The organism is Streptomyces sp. T12 (assembly GCF_028736035.1).
Taxonomy (GTDB): domain Bacteria; phylum Actinomycetota; class Actinomycetes; order Streptomycetales; family Streptomycetaceae; genus Streptomyces.
Window position 1 is genome coordinate 9236772 of record NZ_CP117866.1, and the last position, 25570, is coordinate 9262341.

General features: G+C 70.7%; 18 protein-coding genes. 6 read left to right on the forward strand and 12 right to left on the reverse strand.

The annotated features are described in order from the left end of the window. Window positions 1-11 precede the first annotated feature (11 nt). The 10 genes from PBV52_RS41430 to PBV52_RS41475 form a co-directional block, all read right to left on the reverse strand. Window positions 12-908 (reverse strand): alpha/beta fold hydrolase, encoded by an 897-nt coding sequence (locus tag PBV52_RS41430; protein WP_274246058.1) that lies wholly within the window; start codon window positions 906-908, stop codon window positions 12-14. Between the two features lie 136 nt (window positions 909-1044). Further along, entirely contained in the window at window positions 1045-1902 is an 858-nt protein-coding gene (locus PBV52_RS41435; protein WP_274246060.1) for a PaaX family transcriptional regulator C-terminal domain-containing protein, read from the reverse strand. 65 nt (window positions 1903-1967) lie between these two features. Beyond that, window positions 1968-3659: a PHP domain-containing protein gene (locus tag PBV52_RS41440; RefSeq protein ID WP_274246062.1), complete on the reverse strand. Its 1692-nt coding sequence runs from the start codon at window positions 3657-3659 to the stop codon at window positions 1968-1970. 16 nt (window positions 3660-3675) lie between these two features. After that, entirely contained in the window at window positions 3676-5505 is a 1830-nt protein-coding gene (locus PBV52_RS41445) for a LamG-like jellyroll fold domain-containing protein (protein ID WP_274246064.1), read from the reverse strand. A 34-nt stretch (window positions 5506-5539) separates the two neighbouring features. Further along, the gene (locus tag PBV52_RS41450; RefSeq protein WP_274246066.1) at window positions 5540-8497 is read right to left on the reverse strand and encodes a glycoside hydrolase family 2 TIM barrel-domain containing protein; all 2958 of its coding nucleotides are present in this window, start codon (window positions 8495-8497) and stop codon (window positions 5540-5542) included. Then, a complete protein-coding gene (locus tag PBV52_RS41455; protein ID WP_274246068.1) occupies window positions 8494-9429 on the reverse strand; it encodes an alkaline phosphatase family protein in 936 nt (311 codons plus the stop codon). Before PBV52_RS41455 ends, PBV52_RS41450 begins: the two co-directional genes overlap by 4 nt. A gap of 39 nt (window positions 9430-9468) precedes the next feature. Further along, on the reverse strand, window positions 9469-10338 hold the full coding sequence (locus tag PBV52_RS41460; RefSeq protein ID WP_274246070.1) for a carbohydrate ABC transporter permease: 870 nt from the start codon (window positions 10336-10338) through the stop codon (window positions 9469-9471). After that, the gene (locus PBV52_RS41465; RefSeq protein ID WP_274249894.1) at window positions 10335-11219 is read right to left on the reverse strand and encodes a carbohydrate ABC transporter permease; all 885 of its coding nucleotides are present in this window, start codon (window positions 11217-11219) and stop codon (window positions 10335-10337) included. Before PBV52_RS41465 ends, PBV52_RS41460 begins: the two co-directional genes overlap by 4 nt. 124 nt (window positions 11220-11343) lie before the next feature. Beyond that, on the reverse strand, window positions 11344-12624 hold the full coding sequence (locus PBV52_RS41470) for an ABC transporter substrate-binding protein (RefSeq protein WP_274246072.1): 1281 nt from the start codon (window positions 12622-12624) through the stop codon (window positions 11344-11346). A 47-nt stretch (window positions 12625-12671) separates the two neighbouring features. Further along, window positions 12672-13724 carry a carbohydrate kinase family protein gene (locus PBV52_RS41475; protein WP_274246074.1) on the reverse strand — a complete coding sequence of 351 codons (1053 nt, stop codon included), beginning with the start codon at window positions 13722-13724 and terminating at the stop codon, window positions 12672-12674. Window positions 13725-13886: 162 nt separating this feature from the next. Here PBV52_RS41475 and PBV52_RS41480 point away from each other — a divergent pair, with 162 nt between their 5' ends. The 4 genes from PBV52_RS41480 to PBV52_RS41495 all read left to right on the forward strand — a co-directional run bounded on the left by PBV52_RS41480 (window position 13887) and on the right by PBV52_RS41495 (window position 20567). Then, on the forward strand, window positions 13887-14651 hold the full coding sequence (locus tag PBV52_RS41480; protein ID WP_274246075.1) for a DeoR/GlpR family DNA-binding transcription regulator: 765 nt from the start codon (window positions 13887-13889) through the stop codon (window positions 14649-14651). Window positions 14652-14865: 214 nt separating this feature from the next. Beyond that, on the forward strand, window positions 14866-16206 hold the full coding sequence (locus PBV52_RS41485; RefSeq protein WP_274246077.1) for a 6-phospho-beta-glucosidase: 1341 nt from the start codon (window positions 14866-14868) through the stop codon (window positions 16204-16206). Between the two features lie 50 nt (window positions 16207-16256). Beyond that, window positions 16257-19310 (forward strand): glycoside hydrolase family 38 C-terminal domain-containing protein, encoded by a 3054-nt coding sequence (locus tag PBV52_RS41490; RefSeq protein ID WP_274246079.1) that lies wholly within the window; start codon window positions 16257-16259, stop codon window positions 19308-19310. A 6-nt stretch (window positions 19311-19316) separates the two neighbouring features. Next, complete coding sequence (locus PBV52_RS41495) at window positions 19317-20567, forward strand: alpha-L-fucosidase (protein ID WP_274246082.1); 1251 nt, start codon at window positions 19317-19319, stop codon at window positions 20565-20567. A 221-nt stretch (window positions 20568-20788) separates the two neighbouring features. Here PBV52_RS41495 and PBV52_RS41500 read toward each other — a convergent pair whose 3' ends face one another. Both PBV52_RS41500 and PBV52_RS41505 read right to left on the reverse strand, forming a co-directional pair. Continuing rightward, complete coding sequence (locus PBV52_RS41500; protein ID WP_274246084.1) at window positions 20789-22474, reverse strand: carbohydrate binding domain-containing protein; 1686 nt, start codon at window positions 22472-22474, stop codon at window positions 20789-20791. Window positions 22475-22600: 126 nt separating this feature from the next. Further along, entirely contained in the window at window positions 22601-23734 is a 1134-nt protein-coding gene (locus tag PBV52_RS41505; RefSeq protein WP_274246086.1) for an ATP-grasp domain-containing protein, read from the reverse strand. Between the two features lie 297 nt (window positions 23735-24031). Here PBV52_RS41505 and PBV52_RS41510 point away from each other — a divergent pair, with 297 nt between their 5' ends. Continuing rightward, window positions 24032-24892, forward strand: coding sequence for a metallophosphoesterase (locus PBV52_RS41510; protein WP_274246088.1), 861 nt, complete (start codon window positions 24032-24034; stop codon window positions 24890-24892). Beyond that, window positions 24889-25569 (forward strand): 4'-phosphopantetheinyl transferase, encoded by a 681-nt coding sequence (locus PBV52_RS41515; RefSeq protein WP_274246090.1) that lies wholly within the window; start codon window positions 24889-24891, stop codon window positions 25567-25569. Before PBV52_RS41510 ends, PBV52_RS41515 begins: the two co-directional genes overlap by 4 nt. Window position 25570 lies beyond the last annotated feature (1 nt).

Genomic DNA, 25570 nt, shown 5'->3' on the forward strand with positions numbered 1-25570 from the left:
AGGCGGTGCGGTCAGTGCTGGTCGACGGTCGCCACGGGCTGGCGGCCGCCCAGCAGCCAGGTCACGATGTCCGGCAGTACGCGCAGCGACCCGAAGTGCGCCGCGGCCGGCTGGAGGATGGCGGTCACGCTGGGGATGCGCGCGGCCAGCCAGCGGGTGTGGCTGGGCGGGGAGAAGACGTCCTGCTCGCCGTGCCACAGCAGCACCGGTACGGAGATGTCGGCCGGGTTGAACCCCCAGGGACTGCAGAACGACAGCGCGTCGTCCACCCAGCCGTCGGCCGACACCCGCAGCGCCTCGCGGTAGTTGCGCAGCAGCATCGCCCGGACACCGGCGTCGGCGACCACCCGCAGATCGGACTCGGTGAGGTCCCGGCGCAACTGGGAGAGCAACCGCACCGGGTCCGAGCGGATGGCGACGGAACGTTTGCGCAGGCTGGCCGCGAGCCGGTCCGGGCTGGCCAGGGCCTTGGAGTACTCGCTGACGTTGGAGGCGGCCATCCCGGCGAACCAGTCGAGGCCGTCGGCGTCGCGCGGAGCCAGGCTCACCAGCACCGCGACGCGGGTCACCCGGTCCGCCAGCAGCGCGGCGCAGGCCAGCGCGTGCGGCCCGCCCCCGGAGCGGCCGACGACGGCGAAACGCTCGAAGCCCAGGGCGTCGGCGATGGCGGCGACATCGGCCGCGACATGCGCGACCCGCCGCCCGGGCAGCGGGTCCGAGGGACCGTAGCCGGGACGGTCGTAGGTGATGAGCAGGACCTGCTGGTGGTAGAGCAGCATGGGCCGGGGCGCCGGACCGAGTCTGCTGCCGGGTGTGCCGTGCAGCAGAAACACCGGCGATCCGCCCGGATCACCGCTGATCTCCACGGCTAATCGACGGCCGTCCCCCGAGTACACCTCTTTCCGCACCCGTCGCCTCCCCTCGGGCCCCCATCGCGATGGTGCGCGGTGTGGCTGTGCCACGGCATATCCCCCATGGTGGCCCAGATCATCCCGGTGTGCGGGGATGTTTCCGGCTCTTGAGGCGACAGAACCGGACAGGTTGTCAGGCGCCCGACGGCCGCTGCGGTCGCTGGGCCTCCGGGGGCCGCACGGGCACGAGGTCGAGGAGGCGTGCCGAGGCGTCCCGCGCGAGTGGTGTGAGCCGCTCGTACACCTGCCGGAAGGTCTTCTCGGCCGGTTCGGCGGGCCAGTCGTCCGGCAGGTGCTTGACCGGCAGCCGCGGGTCCTGGCGGATGACCCGCAGCCACTCCGCCTGCAGCCGCAGCCGCAGCGCGAGAGCGTCGTCGGCGTCCGGGAGCTGCGTCTGCCACGGTTGCCAGCGCCGTACGAACGACTCGTAGCGTGCCGCCAGCTCGGCCAGTTCCCAGGTCTCCTCGATCATCGCGCCGATGTCCATACCGGCGTCGGCGTGCGCGCGGAACACCTTCACATGGGCGGACAGGCCCAGCTCGGCCACCAGCGACGACACGTCGACCTCGCCCGGCGCGATCCACAGGCCGCTGAACAGCGGGCCGAAGCCGTTCCAGGTCAGCTTGGAGCGCAGGTCGTGGCGCTGGCGCTGCCAGGACTCCGGGAGGGAGAAGCCGAGCAGGGTCCAGCTGCCGTCCCAGTGCCGGTTGACGGCACCGGTCTGCCAGATGCGGTGCTCGCCGTCGCGCAGGACGGCCGCCGAACGCTCGGTCAGCCCGAAGTACATCCGGCGGCCCTCGCGCTGGCGGCGCAGCAGACCGCGGTTCACCATCCGGGTCAGCGTCGAGCGGGTCGCCTGCTCACCGACGCCCACGCGTGCGAAGACGTCGATGACACTGCCCGAGTACACACAGACGTCCCGCCCGAGCACCTGGTCGCCCAGGAACGTCAGCATGAGGGACTGGGGCCGCAGCGCCTCTTCACCGGTCACGCGGCCCACGGTACCTCTCGTCGATCAGTCCGCGACCTGCTGGTACGAGGGGAGACGACGCTTCATCAGGCTCCTGCCACGTCGACGAACACGGGGTTCGCATAGAACCACGTGTCCGCCCACGGGTCACCGTTTCCGGGCTCGTGCGGGATCGGCCCGTGCGGGTCGACCGACGCCCCGAGGTAGCCCGCACCGTGGCGGTTGCCGTCGCTGCCGCGCAGCCGGACGTAGAAGGACTCGTCCCCGGCGGTCAGCGGAACGCGCAGGGTGTACGTCCCCTTCCGGCCCGTCACGTCCTGAGTGTGGACGACCTTGGTGTCCGGTGCCCTCCAGGTGTCCCGGTCGGTCACCGGGCCGCGCACCGCGCCCCGGATGACGTCCACGTGCGCCAACTCGGGCAGGATTCCCTGCGCGTTGGGGCGGGAGGCGGTCGTCACGGTGATGGTGAGGGTGAGCTTCTCGCCCTTGCGCACGCGCAGCCGGCCGCCCAGGGTGACGCCCCGGCCCAAGTCGCAGTCCCGCTTCAGGCGGACGTCGAGGCCGTCGAGCAGATGCCCGTGGTCGAGCCAGACCCGGCCCGCGCGCAGGCCCGCCATCACCGCGCGGTAGCCGTAGCGGGTGACGCCGACGTGGGTGCGGCTGAACTGGCCCGGCCAGAAGTCGCTGCCCGGCTGCGGGGTGGTCGTGTTCACCGGGTCCGGCAGCTTGCCGGTGTTGTCGAAGTTCAGGCCCGCCGGCCAGTCGCCGTTCTTCCAGGTGTCGAAGACGATGCGGTGGGCGTCGGAGTTGGTGGTGATCGAGAACAGGCTGCCTTCCGCCAGCATCGAGTCCCACAGCCCGCCGACCGTCGCGGTCGCCCAGTCGAAACCGCCGTACGTCAGATACGCGTCCGCCGGGTAGCCGGTCCAGGACTGGGCCGACGGCTTGTTCTCGTACTCGCCGCGGATCGAGTTCGTACCGCGCCAGCCGGGGATGGCCGCGCCCTGGGCGCCGGGTGCCCCCTCCATGCCGATCATGATCTCGGGTGCCGCGTCGCGCCAGGCGCGCATCTCGTGCGGGGAGTCGATGCCGAGGCGCATCGGGTGGTTGGCGAGGACGAGCACGTCGTCGACGTAGCCGGTGCGGCGCTGCTCGGCGAGCCACTGGATGGCCTTGACGGCGTGGGCCTCGTTGCGGGCGGTGTCCGTGCCGCCCGCGGAGCCGTCGGTGTAGCCGAGCAGCTTGCCGTCGTAGGCGCTCTCGAACTGCGTGAGCAGGTCGACCTCGTGCGCGCCGGGCGCCGCGAAGACCGTGCAGTGCTCGGCGGCCGGGATGTACCACTCCAGGCCCTGGAAGATCAGCTGGCGCGGGTTCTCGGCGCGCGCCTTGAGGATCTCCTCGTGCTCCAGCGGGGCGCCGTACTTGGCGTGCCCGAAGTTGGAGTGCTCGGTGAACACCATCCAGTCCAGGCCGTACTTGGCGCCCGCGGCGGCCAGTTGGGAGAACGTGTACTTGGCGTCGTGGCTGTAGACGGAGTGGATGTGGTGGTCGCCGACGAGGTAGGCCAGGCGGGGGTCGTCGCCGCCGAGACGCCGGTCGGCCGGGGCCGCGACCGGGGCCGCGCTCGCTGTCGCGGGTACGGCCGCGGAGCCGAGGGCGAACGCGGCGCCGAACAGACCCGCGCGGCGCAGGAGTCCGCGTCTGGAGACGCCCTGCGGGTCGAGGTCGGTGGGGGCGACGGACGGGTCGGCCCAGGTGGGCAGCTGCTGCTCGGTCATGGTGGTCCCTTGAAGGTCAGTGGTTCATGAAGGACTTGACGGGCAGCGCCCGCGCGACGATCCGGACGTCGCCGAGGCGGCCGTGCAGGATCTGGTCGATCTTGCCGCCGTACTCGTAGCCGCCGAGCAGCCACGGCAGCCCGACGGAGGTGATGCCGATCGAGCGTGCCTTCGGGTTGCGGACCACCGGGCAGCCCTCGACGTACAGCGTGGTGTGCTCGCCGTCGTTGACGACCGCCAGGTGCCACCAGGTCTCCAGCGGGGTCTCCTGGGCCCAGTTGGTGGCGATGCCCTCCTGGTTCAGCGGGCGCATCGCCCACTGCGGCTCGCGGTCGTTCGACAGGGAGAGGGTGGCGAGCGGCTCGTCCGGGTCGTCGGCGGTCTTGCCGGCGGCGCCGCCCGTGCCGGTCCGGCTCAGCAGGCCGGACCAGGCGTGGTGATCGGGGTCCCAGTCGGCGGGGAGACGGTAGAACGCCTCGATGGTGTAACCGTCCCTGAACGTCGCCGAGTTGAGCGGGGCCCCGTCGACCGTACGCAGGTACGCCCCCGTCAGCGGCGACTTGAAGCCCTGGAACTCCAGGCTGCCGTGGCCGGGCTGGTCGGGGTGGTGGTCGGCGGACCAGCCGAGCTTTCCGCCGCCCACCGTGACGAGCGCGAGGTCGTTGCCGCGCCCGGACAGGTCACGGACCGTGGTGCCCTCCACCGGCTGCTCGAAGCGCCAGTACGCCACCGTGCCCGGGATCAGCATCCGCGAGGCGGGGCGCGCCGGGCGCGCGGGCACCGGGGCGAATCCGGAGAAACGGTCGGCGAAGTCGATCTCGACGCTGAACCGGTCGGCCTCCCCGCTGAGTTCGATCTCCTGCCGCTCCAGCTCGTTGAGCCCCTGGGCGGCCCGGCCGAGGATCCACGGGGAGACCGTCTCCACGTCGATGACGTTCCGGTCCAGGTCGAAGCGGTACAGGCGGATCATCGCCGCGCCGCCGAAGTAGCGGTTCTGGTAGTTCGTCAGATGCAGGTGTACGTCATTCCCGGCCGCGTTCTTGCGGGTCGCCCGGGCGGCGGGCCAGTAGTGCCCGTTGAGGGTGAGGAAGATCTGGTCGTGGTCCTCGATCAGCTGGTCCCACAGCTGCTGCCCGTACGCCGACAGGGAGTCGTCCTCGACGACCAGCTCGTGGGTGGTGAGGACGACCGGCGTCTTCGGGCGCCGGGCGAGGACGTCCTTGGCCCACGCGTAGCCCTTCGCCGACAGCCGCCAGTCCAGCGCGAGCACCATCCACTCACGGCCGGCGGCCTTGAAGAGGTGGAAGCTGTTGTAGCCGTCGGGGGAGGCTCCCCCGAACGTCTTCTTCCCCTGGAACCGCTGCGGCCCGAAGGCGTCCAGATACGGCGTCCCACCGCGCTGGTCGTCCGTCGACGACTTCACGTCGTGGTTGCCGGCGAGGACGCTGTAGCCCACGCCCCGCCGGTCCAGGAGCCGGAACGCCTCGCCGATGGCGGCGACTTCGGGCTGGGTGCCGTTCTGGGTGAGGTCACCGAGGTGGGACAGGAAGACGATGTTCTCCTCCCTGCCGTGCTCCAGCAGATAGCGCAGGGACGCCTCGACCGGCGCCTTGTCGATGCTCGGCCCGTCGAAGAGGTACTGGGTGTCGGGCATCACGGCGAGCGTGAAGCGACGGCTGTCGGAGTCGGGCCGCCAGCGCTCCGGGGATGCCGCTTGCGCCTCGGTCGGCAGCGCGACCGAGGCGGTGGCGGCGGCGCCGATCAGCGCCGTGGCCCGGAGGAAACTGCGTCTTGCGGCGCCGGCCTGCGCGGCCTCGCCCTGGTTGTGCGCATGCGAAGTACACATGGGTGCTCCATGAAGAAGGGGGAGAGAAGAGAGTTCAGAGGACGCGCAGGGTCCAGCTCCAGCGGTGGACGCCCGGCGCGACGCGATAGGAGGGGAAGGTGTCCGGGCCGCACGACGCCGTGCCGAGGCCTCGGTGCGCCGCGTCGATGTGCACCACGCAGCCGGGACGCGGCACCAGTTCGTCGTGGTGCGTGGCGGCGGTCAGGTCCTCGGCGCGGTAGCGGGTGACGGAGACCTGGCGTGGCTCGTCGAGCGCCACCGTGAGGCCGGTGGCGTCCGGCGCGGACAGCGTGAAGCGTCGTACGCCGTGCCGGCCGCCGCTCTCCTGCGGGCGCAGGTAGGGCGTGAACAGGCCGTCGACGCAGACGGAGTGATGGCCGACAGGAGCGCCCGCGCTGCGGTCGGGATACGACTCCCAGGGCCCCTGCCCGAACCAGTCCAGCAGGTCGAGCCCCGCGATCGTCTCGAAGACCGTGCCGACCCGCGCCACGTCGTCGAACGCCTCCGGCAGCTCGGCCTCCTCCTCGACCCGGACGCCGCCCTCGACGGGCGTGAGCACCTGCCGGTGCCGTACGACGCCGGTCGTGCCCGCGTACTCTGCCTCCACCGTCACCTGTCCGGCGTCCTGGCGCACCGACACGACCTTGCGCACCAGTGCGTCGAGTCCCCGGTTCCGCCAGCGCTGCGCCATGCCGCCCAACTCGTCGTTGTCGGTGGGCGCACGCCACAGTGAGAGCGTGGGGGCCACCGTCAGCAGCGGGTGGACGAGGAGCCCCTCGCCGTCCACCTCGACCTCCCCCCAGCCTTCGGCCGGGGGGACCCCCAGGGCCACGGCAGCGACATCGACCGGAGCGGGCCCGCGCAGCCGCACCTGCGGCACGCACACCGCGGTGCCGCGCGGTGCCCACGGCTGGTCCTCGGCCACGGTCACCCGCAGCGTCAGCCACGCCTCGCCGCCGTCCTCCGGCAGCGCGAACGGCAGCGGCACCGCCGCCGTCTCACCCGGGCACAGCTCGGGCAGTTCGGCCGGCGCGGTCAGCGTGCGACCGTCCGCCAGCGACAGCTCCCATACGGCGGCCAGCCAGTCGAAGCCGCGGAAGTGCTGGTGGTTGGTCAGGACGACGCCCTCGTGGCGGAAGCACTCGATGCGCACCGGTGCCGCGATCTCCCGGTGCTCGTACATCGCCGGCTTGGGCGTGCGGTCGGGAAACACCACGCCGTCCGCGATGAACGCGCCGTCATGGATCGTCTCGCCGAAGTCACCGCCGTACGCCCAGCGGTACCCGGGCGCGGCGACACCGTTGTCATAGAGCCCGGCGCCCCCACGCCCGGCCGGTCTTCCGTCGCTCACGTGTTGCAGAATCCCGTGGTCCCAGAACTCCCAGATGAACCCGCCCTGAAGACCTGGGGTGGCCTCGATGGCAGCCCAGTGGTCGGCCAGCGTGCCGTTGCTGTTGCCCATGGCGTGCGAGTACTCGCACTGGATCAGCGGCTTGGTCTGCTCACCCGACAACGCGTGGGCGACGCAGTCCTCCAGCGGCGCGTACATCGGGCAGGCGATGTCGGAGGCGAGCTCCGGGTCCGCCCAGCCGAGTTTGGCCGCCCCCTCGTACTGGATCGGCCGGGTCGGGTCGTGCCGGCGCACCCAGCCCGCCGCCGCGTCGTGGCCCGCGCCGTAGTCGGACTCGTTGCCCAGCGACCAGATGACGACCGACGGATGGTTCTTGTCGCGCAGCACCATCCGCGAGACCCGGTCCACGAAGGCGCTGAGATAGCGCGGGTCGTCGGCGATCTCGTGGGCGTGGTCGTGGGACTCGATGTCCGCCTCGTCGACGACGTAGAACCCGAGCTCGTCGGCGAGGTCGTACAGGGTCGGGTCGTTCGGGTAGTGGGCGGTGCGGATGGCGTTGAAGCCGAAGCGCTTGAGCAGGACCAGGTCCGCGCGCATGTCGTCGTACGACACCGTCCGGCCCGTCAGGGGATGGAAGTCGTGCCGGTTCACGCCCCGGATGAACACCCGCTCGCCGTTGACCAGCAGGTCCCGGCCGACGATCTCCACGTCCCGGAAGCCGATGCGGTGGCGGGAGGTGTCGGCGACCGTGCCGTCGGCGCGGTGCAGGCGGACGGTCAGGTCGTACAGCTCGGGCGTCTCCGCGTTCCAGGTCCGCACCTCGGGGACGGTGGTCAGCAGCCGGGCCTCGCCGAGGAAGTCGGAGACGCGCTCGTCCGCGGCGTTCGCGCGGTCGAACTCCGCGTCCTGTGCGAGCGGTCGACCGTCCAGGTCCCCGGTGAGGTACCACCCCGCGGGCAGCGCACCGCCCGCGTCCCGCACCCGGCAGTCGACCCGCAGCTCACCGCTGTACCGCGCCCGCACGGTCACGTCCGCGAGATACAGCGGATCCGTCGCGTACAGCAGCACCGAGCGCGTGATCCCGCCGTGCCACCACTGGTCCTGGTCCTCGATGTGCGAGGCGTCGGACCATTTGACGACGGTGAGCCGCACGGTCGCGGGCGAGCCGGGGCGGACGACCCCCGTCAGATCGAACTCGGCGGCCAGATGGGAGTCCTTGGAGATGCCCACGGGCCGCCCGTCCACGTGTACCAGCAGCACGCTCTCGGCGGCCCCGACCTGGAGCACGATCCGGCGTCCGACCCAGTCGGTGGGGACGTCCACCTCACGCTCGTACACGCCCGTCGGGTTGGCGGCGGGCGAGTGGGGCGGGTACTCGGGGAACGGCATGTGGACGTTGGTGTACTGCGGCAGGTCGTCGGTGCCCTGCATGGTCCAGACGCCGGGGACCTGCGACGAGGACCAGGGACCGCCGACCGGCGCGTCCGGAGCGGACAGCAACTGCAAGCGCCAGTCGCCGTCCAGGGGGAGTGCTCCGCAGCGCCGGTCGACGGCGTTCATGGGGAGTCGGCCCCAGGAGGTCACCTCGGGTGCCTCCCAGGGGCGCAGGGCGATCAAGGGGTCCAGGGGTGCGTCGGTCATGACCATTCCGAAGTCGGTGCGGTGGGCCGGGGCAGGGGGTGGCCTTGCAGACCCCAGGCAGGGTCGACGGGGATGCCGAGACGGTTCAGGACGGTGGGGGCGATGTCGACGAGGCGGGGCGTGTCGAGCCGGGTGCCGTCGGGCACACCGGGTTCGGCGAGGATGACGAAGACTTCCCGCTCGGCACGCGTGTCGCCGCCGTGGCCTCCGGTGTCGAGGTGACCGTGGTCCGTGGTGACCAGCACGGTCCAGTGCTCGTCGGCGCGGCCGGGGTCCGCGCGCCGGGCATCGATCGCCTCCAGCAGCCGCCCGAGATGGGTGTCCTGGGCATAGAGAGCGTCGTCGTAGGCGGGGGAGAGGGGGCCCGTGGCGTGGCCGGCCTCGTCGGTGGCGCCGAAGTACACGAACACGGCGTCCGGGTCGCCCTTGGTGAGCCAGCGCGCGACGGTGCGGGCGACGCGGCGGTCCGCGGTCTCGTAGCCGCGGGACTCGCCGTTGTAGCGCACACGCCGGCCGATGGCGCGGCCGAGGGTGCCGCGGCGGATCAGCGCCGGCCAGGACACCGCGGCCGCGGTGCGCAGGCCGGGACGGGCGGTGGCGGCGCGCGTCAGGAAGTCGGGGTAGCGGGCATAGTCGGCGCCGGTGAAGTCGTTGCCGGTCACCCCGTGCCGGTCGGGCCACACTCCGGTCAGCACGCTCGACCAGCCGGGGCCGGAGTCGGTGTAGGCCAAGCTGGTGGACGGCCCGTTGTCGGCCTGGCCGTCCACCTCGCCGTAGGGCAGCAGGCTGGTGCCGTGGGCACCCGTGGCCATCAGGCCGTGCAGCACGGGGGCCGTGGACGGTGAGCCGATCAGCCGGTCGAAGCGCAACCCGTCCATACCGACCACGAGCACCTTGCCGTGCCCGAGCCGTCCTCCGTCGGCGTCCTGCACCACCGCCCACCTCTCTCTCGACGCTCTCTCGACACCGGTTCAGCTGCCCTGTACCGCACCTTCGGTGGCGCCCGCGATGAACCCGCGCGCGAAGATCGTGAAGACCACGACCAGCGGGAGGGACGCCATGAGCACACCGGCCATGACCATGCTGTAGTCGGTGTTGTGGCCGACGTTGAGCTGGGCCAGCTCCACCTGGAGCGTGACGTGGTCGGGGTTGGTGAGCACGATGAGCGGCCAGACGTAGTCGTTCCAGGCGCCGACGAAGGCGTAGATGGCGAGGAAGGACAGTGCGGGCCTGATCATCGGCAGCGCGATGTTCCAGTACTGGCGGAAGAACCCGGCGCCGTCGATGCGCGCCGCGTCCAGCAGTTCGTCGGGGACGCCGTTCTCGATGTACTGGCGCAGCCAGAAGATGCCGAAGGCGTTGGAGAGAGCGGGCCAGACCAGCGCCTTGAGCATGCCGACCCAGCCGATCTCGGACATGAGGATGAACTGCGGCAGGACGGCCAGCTGGAGCGGCAGCATCATGAACACCAGCAGCGTGCCGAAGAGCACCTTGCGCCCGGGGAAGTCGAACTTGGCGAAGGCGAAGGCCGCCAGGGAGTCGACGAACAGCACCAGGACCGTGGTGACGCACGCGACGACGACCGTGTTGAGCATCGACCCGAAGAAGTCGATCGTGTCGAGCACATGCCGGATGTTCTCCAGCAGGTGGGAGCCGAAGGTCAGCTTCGGTGGGCTCTTGTAGATGTCCTTGGTGGTGTTGGTCGCCATCACGATCGTCCACACGAACGGGAAGACCGAGATCAGGACGGCCACCATGAGCAGGATGTGCGCGGACAGGCCCTTGGGACGGCGCAGCCGCTTCGCGCCGGTGGCCGGCCGCGGCGTGACGGCTGTCGTCATGACTTCCTCCCTCGTTGCACGATGCGCCAGTTGATGACGACGAGCACGATGATCAGTACGAAGAAGGCCCATACGATGGCCGCGCCGTAGCCGTAGTCGTTGTCGAGGAAGGCCGACTGGTAGAAGTACAGCAGCGTGGTCAGGCCCGACTGGCCGGGGCCGCCGAGGTTCTGGTTGGCGGCGTTGCTGGCGAAGAGCACCTGGGGTTCGCTGAAGCTCTGCAGGCCGTTGATGGTCGAGATGACGACGGTGAACAGGATGATCGGCCGCATGATCGGAATGGTGATCTGGAAGAAGGTCCGCACCGGCCCGGCGCCGTCCATCTTGGCCGCCTCGTAGACCGACTGCGGGATGGCCTGGAGGCCGGCCAGATAGATGATCATGTTGTAGCCGGTCCACATCCAGGTCATCAGCAGCGCGATCACCACTTTGATCAGCCACGGATTGCTCAGCCACGCGACGGGCGCGATGCCGACCGTGCCCAGGATCGCGTTGACGAGGCCGAAGTTGTTGCTGAACACCGCGCCGAAGAAGATCGCCACCGCGACGATCGACGTGACGTTCGGTACGTACAGGGCGATGCGGTAGAAGCCCTTGAAGCGGCGCACCGAGTGCAGCAACGTCGCCAGCACCAGGGCGCCGAACAGGGTGGGAACGGTGGACAGGACCCAGATCACCAGGGTGTTGCGGATCGACAGCCAGAAGATCGGGTCGTTCCAGAGGAACTCGAACTGCTGCAGGCCCACGAACTGCTTGGTGCCCAGGCCGTCGTAGCGCTGGAAGGCCAGATACAGCGAATAGAAGACGGGGACGAAGGAGAAGGCGGCGAAGATCAGGTAGAAGGGCGAGATCGCCAGGTACTGCCGCCAGTACGACAGCACCCCGCGACGCCCGGGCCGGGCGGTGCCCGCGGGCGGAGTGCGCCGCGGGCGGAAGCGGGCCGGGCCCGGCCCGCCGCGGTGCCTGCGCACCGGGGCGGGGCCGGTGACCGGAGGTGATGCCACCTCAGCTCACCCCCTGTCGCCTGGCGATCTGCTTGGCCTGGCTGACCGCGTCCTTCCAGGCGTCGTCGGGCTTCTTGCCCTTGGCCTCGATGTTGGTCAGCTCGGTGAAGTAGGGGGCCATGACCGCGGAGTCGGCCGGTGCCTCGTAGCTCACCGGGATGGCCTCGGCGGCCGGGCCGAAGACCTCGATGATCTTCTGCCCGCCGAAGAAGGCGTCGGGGCCCGTCATGGCCGGCATGGCGTACGCGGCCGGGGAGGCGGGGAAGATGGCGGCGTCGGTGAAGCTGCGGGCGTTGTTGTCCGGGCTGAGGATCCAGCTGATGATCTTGAACGCTTCTTCGGGGTTCCGGCACTGCTCGGGCAGGGCCAGGTAGGAGCCGCCCTGGTTCGCCGGCCCGTTGGGGGTGGCGCAGACCCGCCACTTGCCCTTGGTGCCCGGGGCCGCCGACTCGATGTCCAGGGCGTGCCAGGCGGCGCCGAGTTCGGTGGTGAGGTTCTTGCCGATGGCGGCGTTCCAGGTGTTGTCGTTGATCTTGGCGTCGAGGCCGAGCGTGTAGGGGCGTATCGCCGTGGTCCACGCGGCGCGGATGTGGTCCTGGTCGCCGATGAAGTGGTTGTCCTCGTCGATGAACCGCTTGGTGCCCTGGCCGACCGCGATGTTGAACACCGAGCTGATGTTGTTGATCAGGAAGGTGCCGGGCGCCGCCTTCTTCAGCTCGGAGCCGAGGGCGAAGTAGTCGTCCCAGGTCTTGGCTGCGGCTGCGACCTTGTCGGGGTCGGTGGGCAGTCCGGCCTTGTCGAACAGGTCCGCGCGGTAGAAGAGCGCGGTGGGACCGATGTCGATCGGGAACCCGATCTGCTTGCCGTCCTTGGTCTGGGCGAGCTTGGTCTTCCACTCCAGGTACTGGGACGAGATCTTCTTGAAGCCCAGGTCGTTCAGGTCGAGGAAGCGGTCGGCGTTGGGCAGGAAGGAGGCGATGTCCTCGCCCTTGATGCCGGTGATGTCGGGCACCGAGGAGCCGCCCGCCGCGAGGGTGGTGGTGAGCTTCTGCTTGAAGTCGCCGCCGATGGAGGCGGCGGTCAGCTTGATCTGGCTGCTGAAGTGCGTCTTGGCCTCGGCGACCACCTTGTCGCTGAGGGCGCCGCCCCAGTACCACAGGGTGAGGTTCTTGCCGTTCTTGGTGCCGGCCGATTCCGAGCCGCCGCCGCAGGCGACGGTCAGGCCGGAGGCGGCCGCGGTGAGCGCGGCGGCCTGGAGGAAGCCTCTACGAGAAAGGTCCACGGGTCACTCCTGTTGTTCCTGTACGACGTGGAGAGGGGGTATGAGGGTCAGTGCCGCCGTTCGCAGGCGCTCGGGCCCACGGGCGTGGGACCGGCCGGCGGGGTCACGGGGGCGTGGCGCGGGGGCGGGCCGACGTCGGCCGGGATGCGGTGCGCGAGGAAGCCGTACGCGCGTCGCAGTTCGGGGTCTTTCACCGACCGCCACCAGCGGTCGACGCCGTACCAGCCGGGGGCCGCCAGCGCCCCGCCGTGGTGCCGTACGGACAGCCCGGCGGCGAGCACGGCGAACCTGAGCCGTTCCGCCAGCGGCCAGCCGCCGAGCGAGGCCGCGGCGAAGCTCGCCCCGAACACGTCCCCGGCGCCCGTCGCGTCGAGGACGTCGACGTCCAGGGCGGGCACCTCCGCGTACTCGCCGGTCGTCTGGTCGACAGCGACGGCACCCTCGCCACCGCGTGTCACCACGGCCACCGGAACCAGCTCGCTGAGCGTGCCGAGGGCCGCGACCGCGCTGTCGGTGCGGGTGTAGGCCATCGCCTCGGTCTCGTTGGGGAGGAAGGCATGGCACAGGGCGAGCTGCTCGAGCAGGTCGGCCGACCACTGCTGGGTGGGGTCCCAGCCGACATCGGCGTAGATCTGCGTGCCGTTCGCCGCGGCCTTGGCCAGCCACTCGCGGGGTTCGGCCTCGATGTGCACGAGGGCCGTGCGCGCCTCGGGCGGGTCGCCCATCAGCGTGTCCTGCGAGTACGGGGGCTCCTGGCCGTGGGTGACGAGGGCCCGGTCGTGGCCGTAGGCGAGGGAGACGGTGACCGGGGTGGGCCAGCCGTCCGCCGTGCGGGAGAGCGAGAGGTCGATGTCCTCCTGGTCGCACAGGACGTCCCGGCACCACTCGCCGTAGAGGTCGTCGCCGAACACCGTGGCCAGGGAGGTCCTGAGGCCGAAGCGGGCGGCGGCCACCGCCAGGTTGGCGATGCCGCCCGGGCCGCAGCCCATGCCGCCCGTCCAGATCTCCTCGCCCGGGGTCGGCGGCTTCCCGAGCCCCGTGAGGACGAGGTCGTAGAAGAGCAGCCCGGTCAGCAGCACATCGGGCCGGTCGTCGTCCACGGATCGCGTCCTCTCGCTCGGTACTCCCGCTCGCCAGAGCTCGGAGATCGTCAAAACTCTTCAATTCGGTGAGCGGAATCGTGCGCCGATCGGAGAGATTGGTCAATACCCGAGCAGAAATGAGCATGGCGATGATTGAAGATGACGAGTAGTGTTCACGTCGTGCTGGCAGAACGACGACACCAACTCATCCTGCGGGCCCTGCGCTCCGGTGGCCCCGCGGCCGTGACCGATCTCTCCGAGCAGCTGGGTGTGAGCCCCGCCACGATCAGGCGTGACCTGGTCAAACTCGAGGAGGACGGCCTGCTCACCCGGGTGCACGGCGGCGCGGTCGCGGACGAGGGCGACCAGCCCTTCGCCGAGGTCGCCGAGATGCGCGTGCCCGAGAAGGACGCCATAGCCGTGCGCGCCGCAGCGATGATCGAAGATGGTCAGTCGGTGCTGCTCGACATCGGCACCACCGCCTTCCGGCTGGCCCGCCAGCTGCACGGCCGTCGGCTCACCGTGATCACCAGCAATCTGGTGGTCTACGAGGAGCTCGCCGACGACGAGGCCATCGAGCTGGTGCTGCTCGGCGGCATGGTCCGCCGCGAGTACCGCTCCCTGGTCGGCTTCCTCACCGAGGACAATCTGCGCCAGCTGCATGCCGACTGGCTCTTCCTGGGCACCAGTGGAGTGCGGCCGGGCGGTCAGGTGATGGACACGACGGTCGTCGAGGTGCCGGTCAAACGGGCCATGATCAAGGCCGGCGAGAAGGTCGTGCTGCTCGCCGACGCGGCGAAGTTCCCCGGGCACGGGATGGCGAAGGTGTGCGGTCCCGAGGAGCTGGACGTGGTGGTGACGAACGCTCCCGTGAACGCGGCGACGCGGGCCGCCCTGGAGGAGGCCCGCGTCGAGGTGGTAGTGGCAGGAAAGGTGCAAGCTTGAATCCTCTCCCTCGGAATCGAAGGAGATTCCTGGCTCACGCTGCTCGAACGCTCAGCAAGCGATCGAGTCTCACGCGATCAACACCAGCCGGGTTGAAACCAGCCCGGGTTCTTGGCACAAGTGCAAAGACACAGCGCGTGCTTGGTTCTCGCAGCGCACTATGTGGAGCTTACCCGCGCAAGCCTGGGCGTCTGGGCGTCTTCGGAGGAAATCGGTGAAACTGACGATTCTGGGCGGCGGAGGATTCCGCGTACCGCTCGTGTACGGGGCGCTCCTGACGGACCGCGCCGAAGGCCGGGTCACCCACGTCGTACTGCACGACCTGGACGCGCAGCGGCTCTCCGCGGTGACCCGCGTGCTCGCCGAGCAGGCGGCCGGGGTGCCCGACGCGCCCGAGGTGACCGCCACCACCGACCTGGACGAGGCGCTGCGCGGCGCCGACTTCGTCTTCTCGGCGATCCGCGTCGGCGGCCTGGAAGGCAGGGCAAGCGACGAGCGGGTCGCGCTCGCCGAGGGCGTCCTCGGCCAGGAGACGGTCGGCGCGGGCGGCATCGCCTACGGCCTGCGCACGGTCCCGGTCGCCGTCGACATCGCCCAGCGGGTGGCGCGCCTCGCCCCCGACGCCTGGGTCATCAACTTCACCAACCCGGCGGGCCTGGTCACCGAGGCCATGTCCCGCCACCTCGGCGACCGCGTCATCGGCATCTGCGACTCGCCGGTCGGCCTCGGCCGCCGTATCGCCCGCGTGCTCGGCGTGAAGAACCCCGGCGAGGCGTGGATCGACTACGTCGGCCTCAACCACCTCGGCTGGGTGCGCGGCCTGCGCGTCGCCGGACGCGACGAACTGCCGCGCCTGCTCGCCGACCCCGACCTGCTCGGCTCCTTCGAGGAAGGCAAGCTCTTCGGCGTCGACTGGCTCCGGTCGCTCGGCGCGATCCCGAACGAGTACCTGCACTACTACTACTTCAACCGGGAAGCCGTCCGCGCCTACCAGCAGGCCGACAAGACCCGCGGCGCCTTCCTGCGCGACCAGCAGGCCCGTTTCTACGAGCAGATGCGCAACCCGGACGCCTCCGCCCTTCAGGTCTGGGACCGCACCCGCGCCGAGCGCGAGGCCACCTACATGTCCGAGAACCGAGAGACGGCCGGCGCCGGCGAGCGCGACGCGGACGACCTCTCCGGCGGCTACGAGAAGGTGGCGCTCGCGCTGATGCGGGCCATCGCCCGCGACGAGCGCACGACCCTGATCCTCAACGTGCGCAACCAGGACACCCTGTCCGTCCTCGACAGCGACGCCGTCATCGAGGTCCCGTGCCTGGTCGACGCCAACGGCGCCCACCCGGTAGCCGTCGCCCCGCTGCCCGACCACGCCACCGGGCTCGTCTGCGCGGTCAAGGCGGTCGAGCGCGAGGTGCTCGCCGCCGCCGAGTCCGGCTCCCGTACGACGGCGGTGAAGGCCTTCGCGCTGCACCCGCTCGTCGACTCGGTGAACGTGGCCCGCCGGCTCGTCGACGGCTACACCGGCGTCCACCCCGGTCTCGCGTACCTTAGGTAAGCACCCCGACGGAAAGCGCTTTCCCGCTCGCCCTCTCTGGAGAAACCCTCATGCACGACGAACGCCGCCGGATCGAAGAACGCGTCGAGCGCCTCCACGACCAGCGCATCAAGCCCGCGATCTACGCGGCCACCGTCCCCTTCGAGGTCGAGGCCTGGCAGGCGCCGGGAGAGCCGGTGCCCTTCACGGAGGCCGCCGCCGCGCCGTACGAGCCCTTCGCCATGGACACCCCGTGGGGTCCGCCCTGGGGCACCACCTGGTTCCGGATGCGCGGCCAGGTGCCCGCCGAGTTCGCCGGCCGGCGCGTCGAGGCCGTGATCGACCTCGGCTTCGTCGGCGACTGGCCGGGCAACCAGGCCGAGGCGCTGGTGCATCTGCTGGACGGGACGCCGCTGAAGGCGGTCAACCCCCTCAACCAGTACGTGCCGATCGCCAACCCGGCCACCGGCGGCGAGCCGATCGAGTACCTGGTCGAGGCGGCGTCCAACCCGGACATCCTGGCCAACAACTTCACGGCCCCCACCCCGCTCGGCGACGTCCTCACGGCGGGGGACAAGCCCCTCTACACCTTCCAGCGCGCCGACATCGCGGTCCTCGACGAGGAGGTCTGGCACCTCGACCTCGACCTTCAGGTGCTGCGCGAGCTCATGGTCCACCTCGGCGAGCACGAGCCGCGCCGCCACGAGATCATGCACACCCTGGACCGGGCCATGGACGCCCTGGACCTCGACGACATCTCCGGCAGCGCCGCCGCCGTCCGCGAGGTGCTCGCCCCGGTGCTGGCCAGGCCCGCCCACGCCAGCGCGCACACGATCTCCGGTGTCGGCCACGCCCACATCGACTCCGCCTGGCTGTGGCCGATCCGCGAGACCAAGCGCAAGACGTCCCGCACCTTCTCGAACGTCACGTCCCTGGCCGACGAGTACGACGACTTCATCTTCGCCTGCTCGCAGGCCCAGCAGTACGAGTGGGTGCGCGACAACTACCCGCACGTGTGGGCCCGCATCCAGGAGTCCGTGAAGAAGGGCCAGTGGGCGCCGGTCGGCGGCATGTGGGTCGAGGCCGACGGCAACCTGCCCGGCGGCGAGGCCATCGCCCGCCAGCTCATCCACGGCAAGCGGTTCTTCATCGAGCACTTCGGCGTCGAGACCAAGGGCGTCTGGCTGCCGGACTCCTTCGGCTACACCGCCGCCTACCCGCAGCTGGCCAAGCTCGCCGGCAACGAGTGGTTCCTGACCCAGAAGATCTCCTGGAACCAGACGAACAAGTTCCCCCACCACACCTTCTGGTGGGAGGGCATCGACGGCACCCGCATCTTCACCCACTTCCCGCCGGTCGACACCTACAACGCCCGCTTCAGCGGCGAGGAGATGGACCGCGCCGTCCGCAACTACTCCGAGAAGGGCGGCGGCACCCGCTCCCTCGCCCCCTTCGGCTGGGGCGACGGCGGTGGCGGCCCCACCCGCGAGATCATGGAGCGGGCGCGTCGGCTGGCGGACCTGGAGGGTTCGCCGAAGGTCGTCGTGGAGCACCCCGACGAGTTCTTCGCGAAGGCACGGGAGGAGTACCCGGACGCCCCGGTCTGGGTCGGCGAGCTCTACCTGGAGCTGCACCGCGCCACCTACACCTCGCAGGCCCGCACCAAGCAGGGCAACCGGCGCAGCGAACACCGGCTCCGCGAGGCCGAGTTGTGGGCGACGACGGCGGCGCTGCACGCGCCGGGCTACGCGTACCCGTACGAGAAGCTGGACCGGCTGTGGAAGACCGTCCTGCTGCACCAGTTCCACGACATCCTGCCGGGCTCGTCGATCGCCTGGGTGCACCGCGAGGCGGAGGCCGAATACGCCCGGGTGGCCGAGGAGTTGGAGGCGCTGACCGCCGAGGCCGTGGCCGCGCTGGGCGCCGGCGGCACGCGGGTGTTCAACACCAGCCCCTTCGACCGGGCCGAGGTCGTCCGCACCCCCGAGGGCGCACCGGCGTACGTCCAGGTGCCCGCGAGCGGCAGTGCGCCGCTGACCGGCGCCGCGCCCGCGCAGCCGGTGAAGGCGGCGGGCCGGGTCCTCGACAACGGCCTGGTGCGTGTCGAGGTGGCGCAGGACGGCACCCTGTCCTCCGTGTTCGACCTGCGGGCGAACCGCGAGGTGCTCGCCGACCAGGGCAACCTCCTGCGCCTGCACACCGACCTCCCGAACTACTGGGACGCCTGGGACATCGACAAGCACTACAAGAACCGCTACACGGATCTGCTGGACGCGGACGCGGTGGCCGTCGTCGAAGAGGACCCCCTGCGCGGCGCGATCCGCGTCACGCGTTCCTTCGGCAAGGGCTCGAAGGTCACCCAGACCATCACCGTGCGCGCCGACAGCCCCCGCGTCGACTTCGAGACCGAGATCGACTGGCACGAGGCCGAGAAGATCCTCAAGGCGGGCTTCCCGGTGGACATCCGCGCCCCGCACTCCTCCGCCGAGATCCAGTTCGGCCACATCCAGCGGCCCACCCACACCAACACCAGCTGGGAGGCGGCCCGCTTCGAGGTCTCCGGCCACCGCTGGGTGCACATCGCCGAGCCCGGCTACGGCGTCGCGGTCATCAACGACTCGACGTACGGCCACGACGTCTCCCGCACGGTCCGCGAGGACGGCGGTACGACGACCCGGGTCAGCCTCAGCCTGGTGCGCGCCCCGCGTATCCCGGACCCCGAGGCCGACCAGGGCAAGCACCGCTTCACCTACTCCCTGCTCCCCGGCGCGAGCATCGAGGACGCCGTCGCCGAGGGCTACGCCCTCAACCTCCCCCTGCGGGTGGCGGATGCGGCGGGCGCGCCCGAGCCGGTCGTCTCCGTGGACGGCAGCGGCGTCACCGTCGAGGCGGTCAAGCTGGCCGACGACCGGTCCGGCGATGTCGTCGTACGCCTCTACGAGTCCGGCGGCGGCCGCGCGACCGGCGTCGTGCGCACGGGCTTCCCGCTCGCGGGCGCCCAGGTGACCGACCTGCTGGAGCGCCCGCTTCAGGACGCGGACGTCACCGGCGACGGCCGGGTCGCGGTCACCCTGCGCCCCTTCCAGGTCCTCACGCTCCGCCTGCGGCGCGCGGAAGGGAGCTGAGCGCGGGTGCCCATGCAACCCTGGTTCACCGACGCCAAGTTGGGGATCTTCATCCACTGGGGCATCTACGCCGTGGACGGCGTCCAGGAGTCCTGGTCGTTCTACGACGACATCGTCCCGTACGACCAGTACATGTCCCAGTTCGACCGCTTCACGGCCGCCCGCTACGACCCGCGCGACTGGGCGAAGCTCTTCGCGCGGGCCGGCGCCCGGTACGCCGTCCTGACCAGCCGCCACCACGACGGCGTCGCCCTGTGGGACACCGCCCACGGCGACCTGAACGTGGGCCGCGACCTGATCGGCGGCTACGCGGACGCCCTGCGCGAGCAGGGCCTCAAGGTCGGCCTCTACTACTCGCACTCGGACTGGAGCCACCCCGACTACGCCTCCACGCGCAAGCCCGGCCGCCCGCCGGAGCTGGAGGACAACCGGTACTCCGAGGTCGCGGCCGAGGACGAGGACCTGGACGCCTGGGAACGCTTCCTCGCCTACCGCGACGGGCAGATCCGCGAACTCACCTCCCGCTACCAGCCGGACCTGCTGTGGTTCGACGGCGAGTGGGACCGCAGCGAGGAGCAGTGGCGCATCCCCGAACTCGCCGCGCTGATCCGCTCCGAGGTCCCGGACGTCGTCTTCAACGCCCGCATGCTCAGCGAAGGCGACTACGCGACGCCCGAACAGGGCGCCCCGGTCGTCCCGCCCGAGGGCCCCTGGGAGCTGTGCCTGACGATCAACGACTCCTGGGGGCACCAGCACCACGACCACAACCACAAGTCGGTCGACCAGCTGATCCGCTACTTCACCGAGACGATCGGCGGCGGTGGCAACCTGCTGCTCAGCGTCGGGCCGCGCGAGGACGGCACGATCCCGGCGGAGCAAGCTGAGCGCCTGGAGGGGCTCGGCGACTGGATCGCGAGGCACGCGGAGGCGGTGTACGGCACCGAGCGCGGCCTCCCGCCCGGTCACCACTACGGCCCGAGCACCCTCTCCAAGGACCGCCGCACCCTCTACCTGATCCTCTTCGACGCCCCGCGCGCCGAGATCAACGTACGCGGGCTGCTCGGTTCGGTACGCCGGGTCACGGTCCTCGGCAGCGGCACCGAACTGGCCCACCGCATCACCGGCGGCCTGCACGAGACGCCGGGCGTGCTCTGGATCGAACCGCCCCCGGCGGCTGACCTCGACCCGCACGCCACGGTGCTCGCGGTCGAGCTGGACGGTGAGCTGGAGGTGTACCGCGGTTCGGGCCGCTTCTGACCCTCGCCCCTGAGACGCACCTTCGGGCCGGCCGGCCGCTGCCCCCGTGACAGCGCCGGCCGACCCGAAGCCCCCGTGCTTCCCCCGTTGTGGTGCGTTCCCCCGTGATCCCCCGTAGTCCCCCGTGGTTCCCCCGTTGCCTTTCACTCTTATGAGCGCGTCGTCCGCGCCCTGATACACCCTCCCGGGAAAAAAGTTTCCCGGCGCGGGTGACCGCGTCCTCAGCCGGTGAACCCGGCCGTGATGGACGTGAACTGCCAGTTGCTCTGGCTGATCCCGGAGCAGTTGCTCGTCACGCCGCCGCCCGGGCACGGCCGGTCGCGGTTGACCGACCAGAAGGCGAGGCGGGCGATGTGGTGCGAGTTCGCCCAGTCACGGATCTGGGTCCAGGTCGCGGGTGAGGTGAGCTCCTGCTGGTCGGACAGGCCGTTCATGCCGGAGATGCCGATGTGGGCGTAGGCCGTGGCGTCGTCCCACCCGAAGGTGGACTTCAGCTTGTTCTTCAGCCCTTCCGTCGCGTTCACGGTGTTGCCGTACATGTCGGCGCCGCCGCCGAAGTCGAACGGCATGATCGTGAAGACGTCGATGTCCGCGTTCAGCGCCTTGGCCTGCTCGACGAGCCGGTTGCCCCAGTAGTTCGGGCCGGTCGTCGAGGTGCCGAAGGTGAGGACGGTCCGCAGTCCCGGATTGTTCGCCTTGACGATCTTCAGGGCGTTCAGGATCCGGTCCTGCACGGTCGCGTTCTCGAACTCGTCGGTGTTCTCGATGTCGACGTCGATCGCCTTCAGCCCGTAGGCGTCGATCACCTTCTGGTAGGCACCCGCCAGTGCCTGAGCCGACGAGCAGTTCGGCCCGAGCTTGTTGCCGCTCCAGCCGCCGATCGACGGCACGATGTCGCCGCCCGCCGAGCGGATGGAGTTGATGACGCTCTGGTCGTTGCCGCCGGTCAGCGGGCGCTGTCCGTCCCAGGCCGGGTTGCAGCCGCCGGAGGACAGGATGAAGGCCATCGTGTACCACTTGATGCCGGTCGCGCTCATCACCGAGGTCGCGCTCGGCGGGTCGCCCCAACCGAGGTAGAGGTAGGGCGCCGCCTGCTTGAAGCCGGTGCCGCCACCGCCGCCCGCGTCCGTCGTGACGGTCACGGCGTTGGAGGCCGCCGACACGTTCCCGGCCGCGTCCCTCGCCTTCACCGTGAAGGTGTGACTCGTGCTCGGCGACAGACCGCTGACCGTGGCACTCGTACCGGAGACGCTGAGCACCTGGCTCGCACCCCGGTAGATGTCGTACGCCGTCACCCCGACGTTGTCCGTCGAGGCGTTCCACGCCAGCGACACGCTCGACGACGTCTTGCCGGTCGACCGCAGGCTGCCCGGCACGGTCGGCGCCTGGCTGTCCGAACCGCCGCCACCGGGCCCGTCGAGGCTGATGTCGTCGGCGTAGTAGGTGCCCTGCGCGTACCAGCCGTGGACGTAGACGGTGGCGCTGGTCTGGGAGGCCCCGGTCGTGAAGGACAGCGACAGCCGGCTGTACGCCGACGGCGAGGACGTCCAGGTGGAGGCCCCGCCGTTCACCCCGAGGTAGACGTAGGACCCGCGCACCCAGCCGCTGAGCGTGTACGCCGTGTTCGGCTGGACCGAGACGGTCTGGCTGCACTGGGCGGTGTCACTCGAACTCACCGCCCCCGCAAGGGCCTTGGAGCCGGCGTGCACGGGGGAGGAGACGACCGAGCCGAGGTTGCCGGTGCAGGACCACGGGGAGAGCCCGCCCGACTCGAAGCCGGCGTTGGACAGGACGTTGGCCGCATGGGCCGTTCCGGGAAGGGCGACGGCTGCGGTGACCGCGAGGGCGGCGGAGCCGAGCAGGGCGAGAAGACGCCGTCTGAGACGTCTGAGGGGTTGGTTGCGCACGCGATCTCCCTGGGAAGTGTGGGGTGTTCGGGAGTGCACGAGGTGCAGAGAGGTGCGCAGACCAAGTTGGTATGGACCAATCCCGCTGTCAAGCTTTGACGCCGGGATTGGTCCATACCGAAGGGTCTAAAGAGGCAGGGCCTGAGCCGCCCCACTCCCGACCGAGTCGACCGACGCCGGCGCGGGCATCGCCGGCAGCAACGGCCCCTCGACCTCCGACCGCTGCTGCGGAATGGACACCGGCCGCAGCGGCCGCGGCCCCGAAACCACCGTGTAGTCCTGCCCGAGGAACGGCGGAGCCACCACCCCCGGATCCTCGCCGAGCGCCAACTGCACAGCCAGCCAGGGCACGTTGACCCCGCACAGCGACAGCTGGTGCAACCCGCCGGCCGGCCGCGTGTTCACATCCATCAGCACCGGCGTCTCCCCGAACATCCGGAACTGGATGTTGGACAGATAGTGCAGCCCGAACCCCTCCGCGATCAGCCGCGCCGGCTCCAGCCACTGCTCCTGCAGCGTGAACCCGCGACGGCGGCCGTTCTTGATCCGGCCGATCGCCAGCCGGACCCGGTTGTCGGGACCGGTGAGGCAGTCCACCGACACCTCCGGCTGTTCCAGCCGGGGCATGACCAGCCAGTCCACCGGCTCGTCCGCCCGCCGCAGCGCGTCCACCACGAGATCCAGCTGCACATAAGGGGTCGGGAACCCGGTGAGGTGCATCAGCGAGAAGGGGGTGCGCGTGATGACGCGGAAGCCCACCCCACCCGCACCGGACGCCGGCTTGAAGCAGGCCTTGTAGCCGCGCGCCTCCAACTCCTCGACGGCGGCGACGAGTTCGTCGGCGGTGCGCACCCGCCACCACGGCGGTACCGGCACCCCGATCGCCTGCACGGCCTCGTACGCGATCACCTTGTCGTGGAAGACCGCCACGGCCTCCGGCGGCGGCGCCAGCAGCGCCGTACCGGCCGCCTCGAACTCCGCGCGGTGCGCCACGATCGCCGACTGGTGCATCCGGGGCACGAACACGTCGATGCCGCGGCGCCGGCACTGGTCCAGGGCGTACTCGACATACGCGGCCGGGGACAGGCCCTCCGGCTCCAGCTCGGCGGTGTCGGCGGCGGCCAGTACGGGCGAGTCGGCGTCCCCGTGCGTCGCATGGATCTCGACGGCCCGATCGCTGGGATTTCTCCGCAGCTGATCCATGAAGAACACGTTCTCCGCGTACGTGCGGTTGAGCCAGACGCGTACGCGAGAGACCATGCAGGGCCGTCCTTTCGGGTTCGCGGGCAGGGCAAAGCAGGCCCGTGCCCGGGCAGGGTGATTGGAGGTACACCAAACCGCCCCGTGCGAAGGGACGTTCATGGCGGTGGTGTTGGGGCGATCATACGGCTTTCAAAGGGTGCCGCGTGCAACGTACGTGTTACGGAATTGCGGATCATTCCTGACCACCCCGGCCGCGCCCGCACCGCCCTGGCGGACCGCCGACGAAATCCAGCTTGTACCGGCACGGCACTGTGTGTTCTCGTGGTGTCATTCGTGTGATCGAAAGGGGCGAGGGTGACGTCGACGGCCGGCGGTGCCGGGCAGCTGCTGGCCATCAGTGACCTGCACATCGGCTACGAGGAGAACCGCGCCCTCGTCGAGAAGATGCGCCCCGACTCGGACGACGACTGGCTGCTCGTCGCCGGTGACGTGGCGGAGACCGTGGCCGACGTCCGCTGGGCCCTCGAGACGCTCGCCGGCAGCTTCCGCAAGGTCGTCTGGGCGCCGGGCAACCACGAACTGTGGACCCACCCGAGGGACTCCGTCACCCTGCGCGGCGTCGCCCGCTACGAGCACCTCGTCGAGGTGTGCCGGGAACTCGGCGTGACGACCCCCGAGGACCCCTACCCCGTCTGGGACGGCCCCGGCGGCCCGGTGGCCGTGGCGCCGCTGTTCCTGCTGTACGACTACTCCTTCCTGCCCTCCGGCTGCACGACCAAGGAGGAGGGGCTGGAGTACGCGCACGGAACCGGGATCGTGTGCAACGACGAGTTCCTGCTGCACCCCGACCCGTACCCGTCCCGCGAGGCCTGGTGCGAGGCCCGGGTCGCCGAGACCGAGCGCCGGCTCGCCGCACTGCCCGAGGACCTGCCCACCGTCCTCGTCAACCACTACCCGCTGGACCGGCACCCGATGGACGTCCTGTGGTATCCCGAGTTCGCCATGTGGTGCGGCACCCGGCTGACCGCTCACTGGCACCGCAGGTTCCGCGTCGAGACCATGGTCTACGGCCACCTGCACATCCCACGGACCACCTGGCACGAGGGCGTCCGCTTCGAGGAGGTGTCGGTGGGATACCCCCGCGAGTGGCGCAAGCGACCGGGGCCGCCGGGACGGCTGCGCCGGATTCTGCCCAGGGAGGACGGGGACCGTTGATCGAGGAACTGCTGCCGGACGCGGTCGTCACCGTCGAGGCGTACGGCGACGAGGAGCCCCCGAACACGGCCCTGTACCCCGAGGAGGAGGCGGTCGTCGCCCAGGCGGTCGGCAAGCGCCGCCGGGAGTTCGCCGTCGTACGCTCCTGCGCGCGTCGCGCCATGGAGAAGCTCGGCGTGCCGCCGCAGCCGATCCTGCCCGGCGAACGCGGCGCCCCGGGCTGGCCGGCCGGCCTGGCCGGCAGCATGACCCACTGCGACGGCTACAGCGCCGCCGCGCTGGTTCGCGCCGCCGACCTGGTCTCCCTCGGTATCGACGCCGAACCGCACGGGCCGCTCCCGGAGGGCGTCCTGCCCGTCGTCGCCCTGCCCGCCGAGGCGGACCGGCTGCGCCGCCTGGCCGGCGAGCACCCCGGCATCCACTGGGACCGGCTCCTGTTCAGCGCCAAGGAGTCCGTCTACAAGGCATGGTTCCCGCTCACCGGAAAGTGGCTGGACTTCGCCGAGGCCGACATCGACGTCTTCGCCGACCCCGGCGACGAGCACAGCGGCGGCTTCCGGGCCCGGCTCCTCGTGCCGGGCCCGGTGGTGGGCGACCGTCGGCTCGACCTCTTCGAGGGCCGGTGGACGGTCCGACGGGGGCTGGTGGCGACCGCGGTGAGCGTGCCGCACACCTGAG

What these genes read in the sequence shown, in the direction of transcription:
- PBV52_RS41505 (WP_274246086.1), bottom strand. Translation starts at nt 23,734, where the DNA reads ATGGTCTCTCGCGTACGCGTCTGGCTCAACCGCACGTACGCGGAGAAC.
- PBV52_RS41445 (WP_274246064.1), bottom strand. Translation starts at nt 5,505, where the DNA reads ATGTGTACTTCGCATGCGCACAACCAGGGCGAGGCCGCGCAGGCCGGC.
- PBV52_RS41460 (WP_274246070.1), bottom strand. Translation starts at nt 10,338, where the DNA reads ATGACGACAGCCGTCACGCCGCGGCCGGCCACCGGCGCGAAGCGGCTG.
- PBV52_RS41490 (WP_274246079.1), top strand. Translation starts at nt 16,257, where the DNA reads ATGCACGACGAACGCCGCCGGATCGAAGAACGCGTCGAGCGCCTCCAC.
- PBV52_RS41440 (WP_274246062.1), bottom strand. Translation starts at nt 3,659, where the DNA reads ATGACCGAGCAGCAGCTGCCCACCTGGGCCGACCCGTCCGTCGCCCCC.
- PBV52_RS41450 (WP_274246066.1), bottom strand. Translation starts at nt 8,497, where the DNA reads ATGACCGACGCACCCCTGGACCCCTTGATCGCCCTGCGCCCCTGGGAG.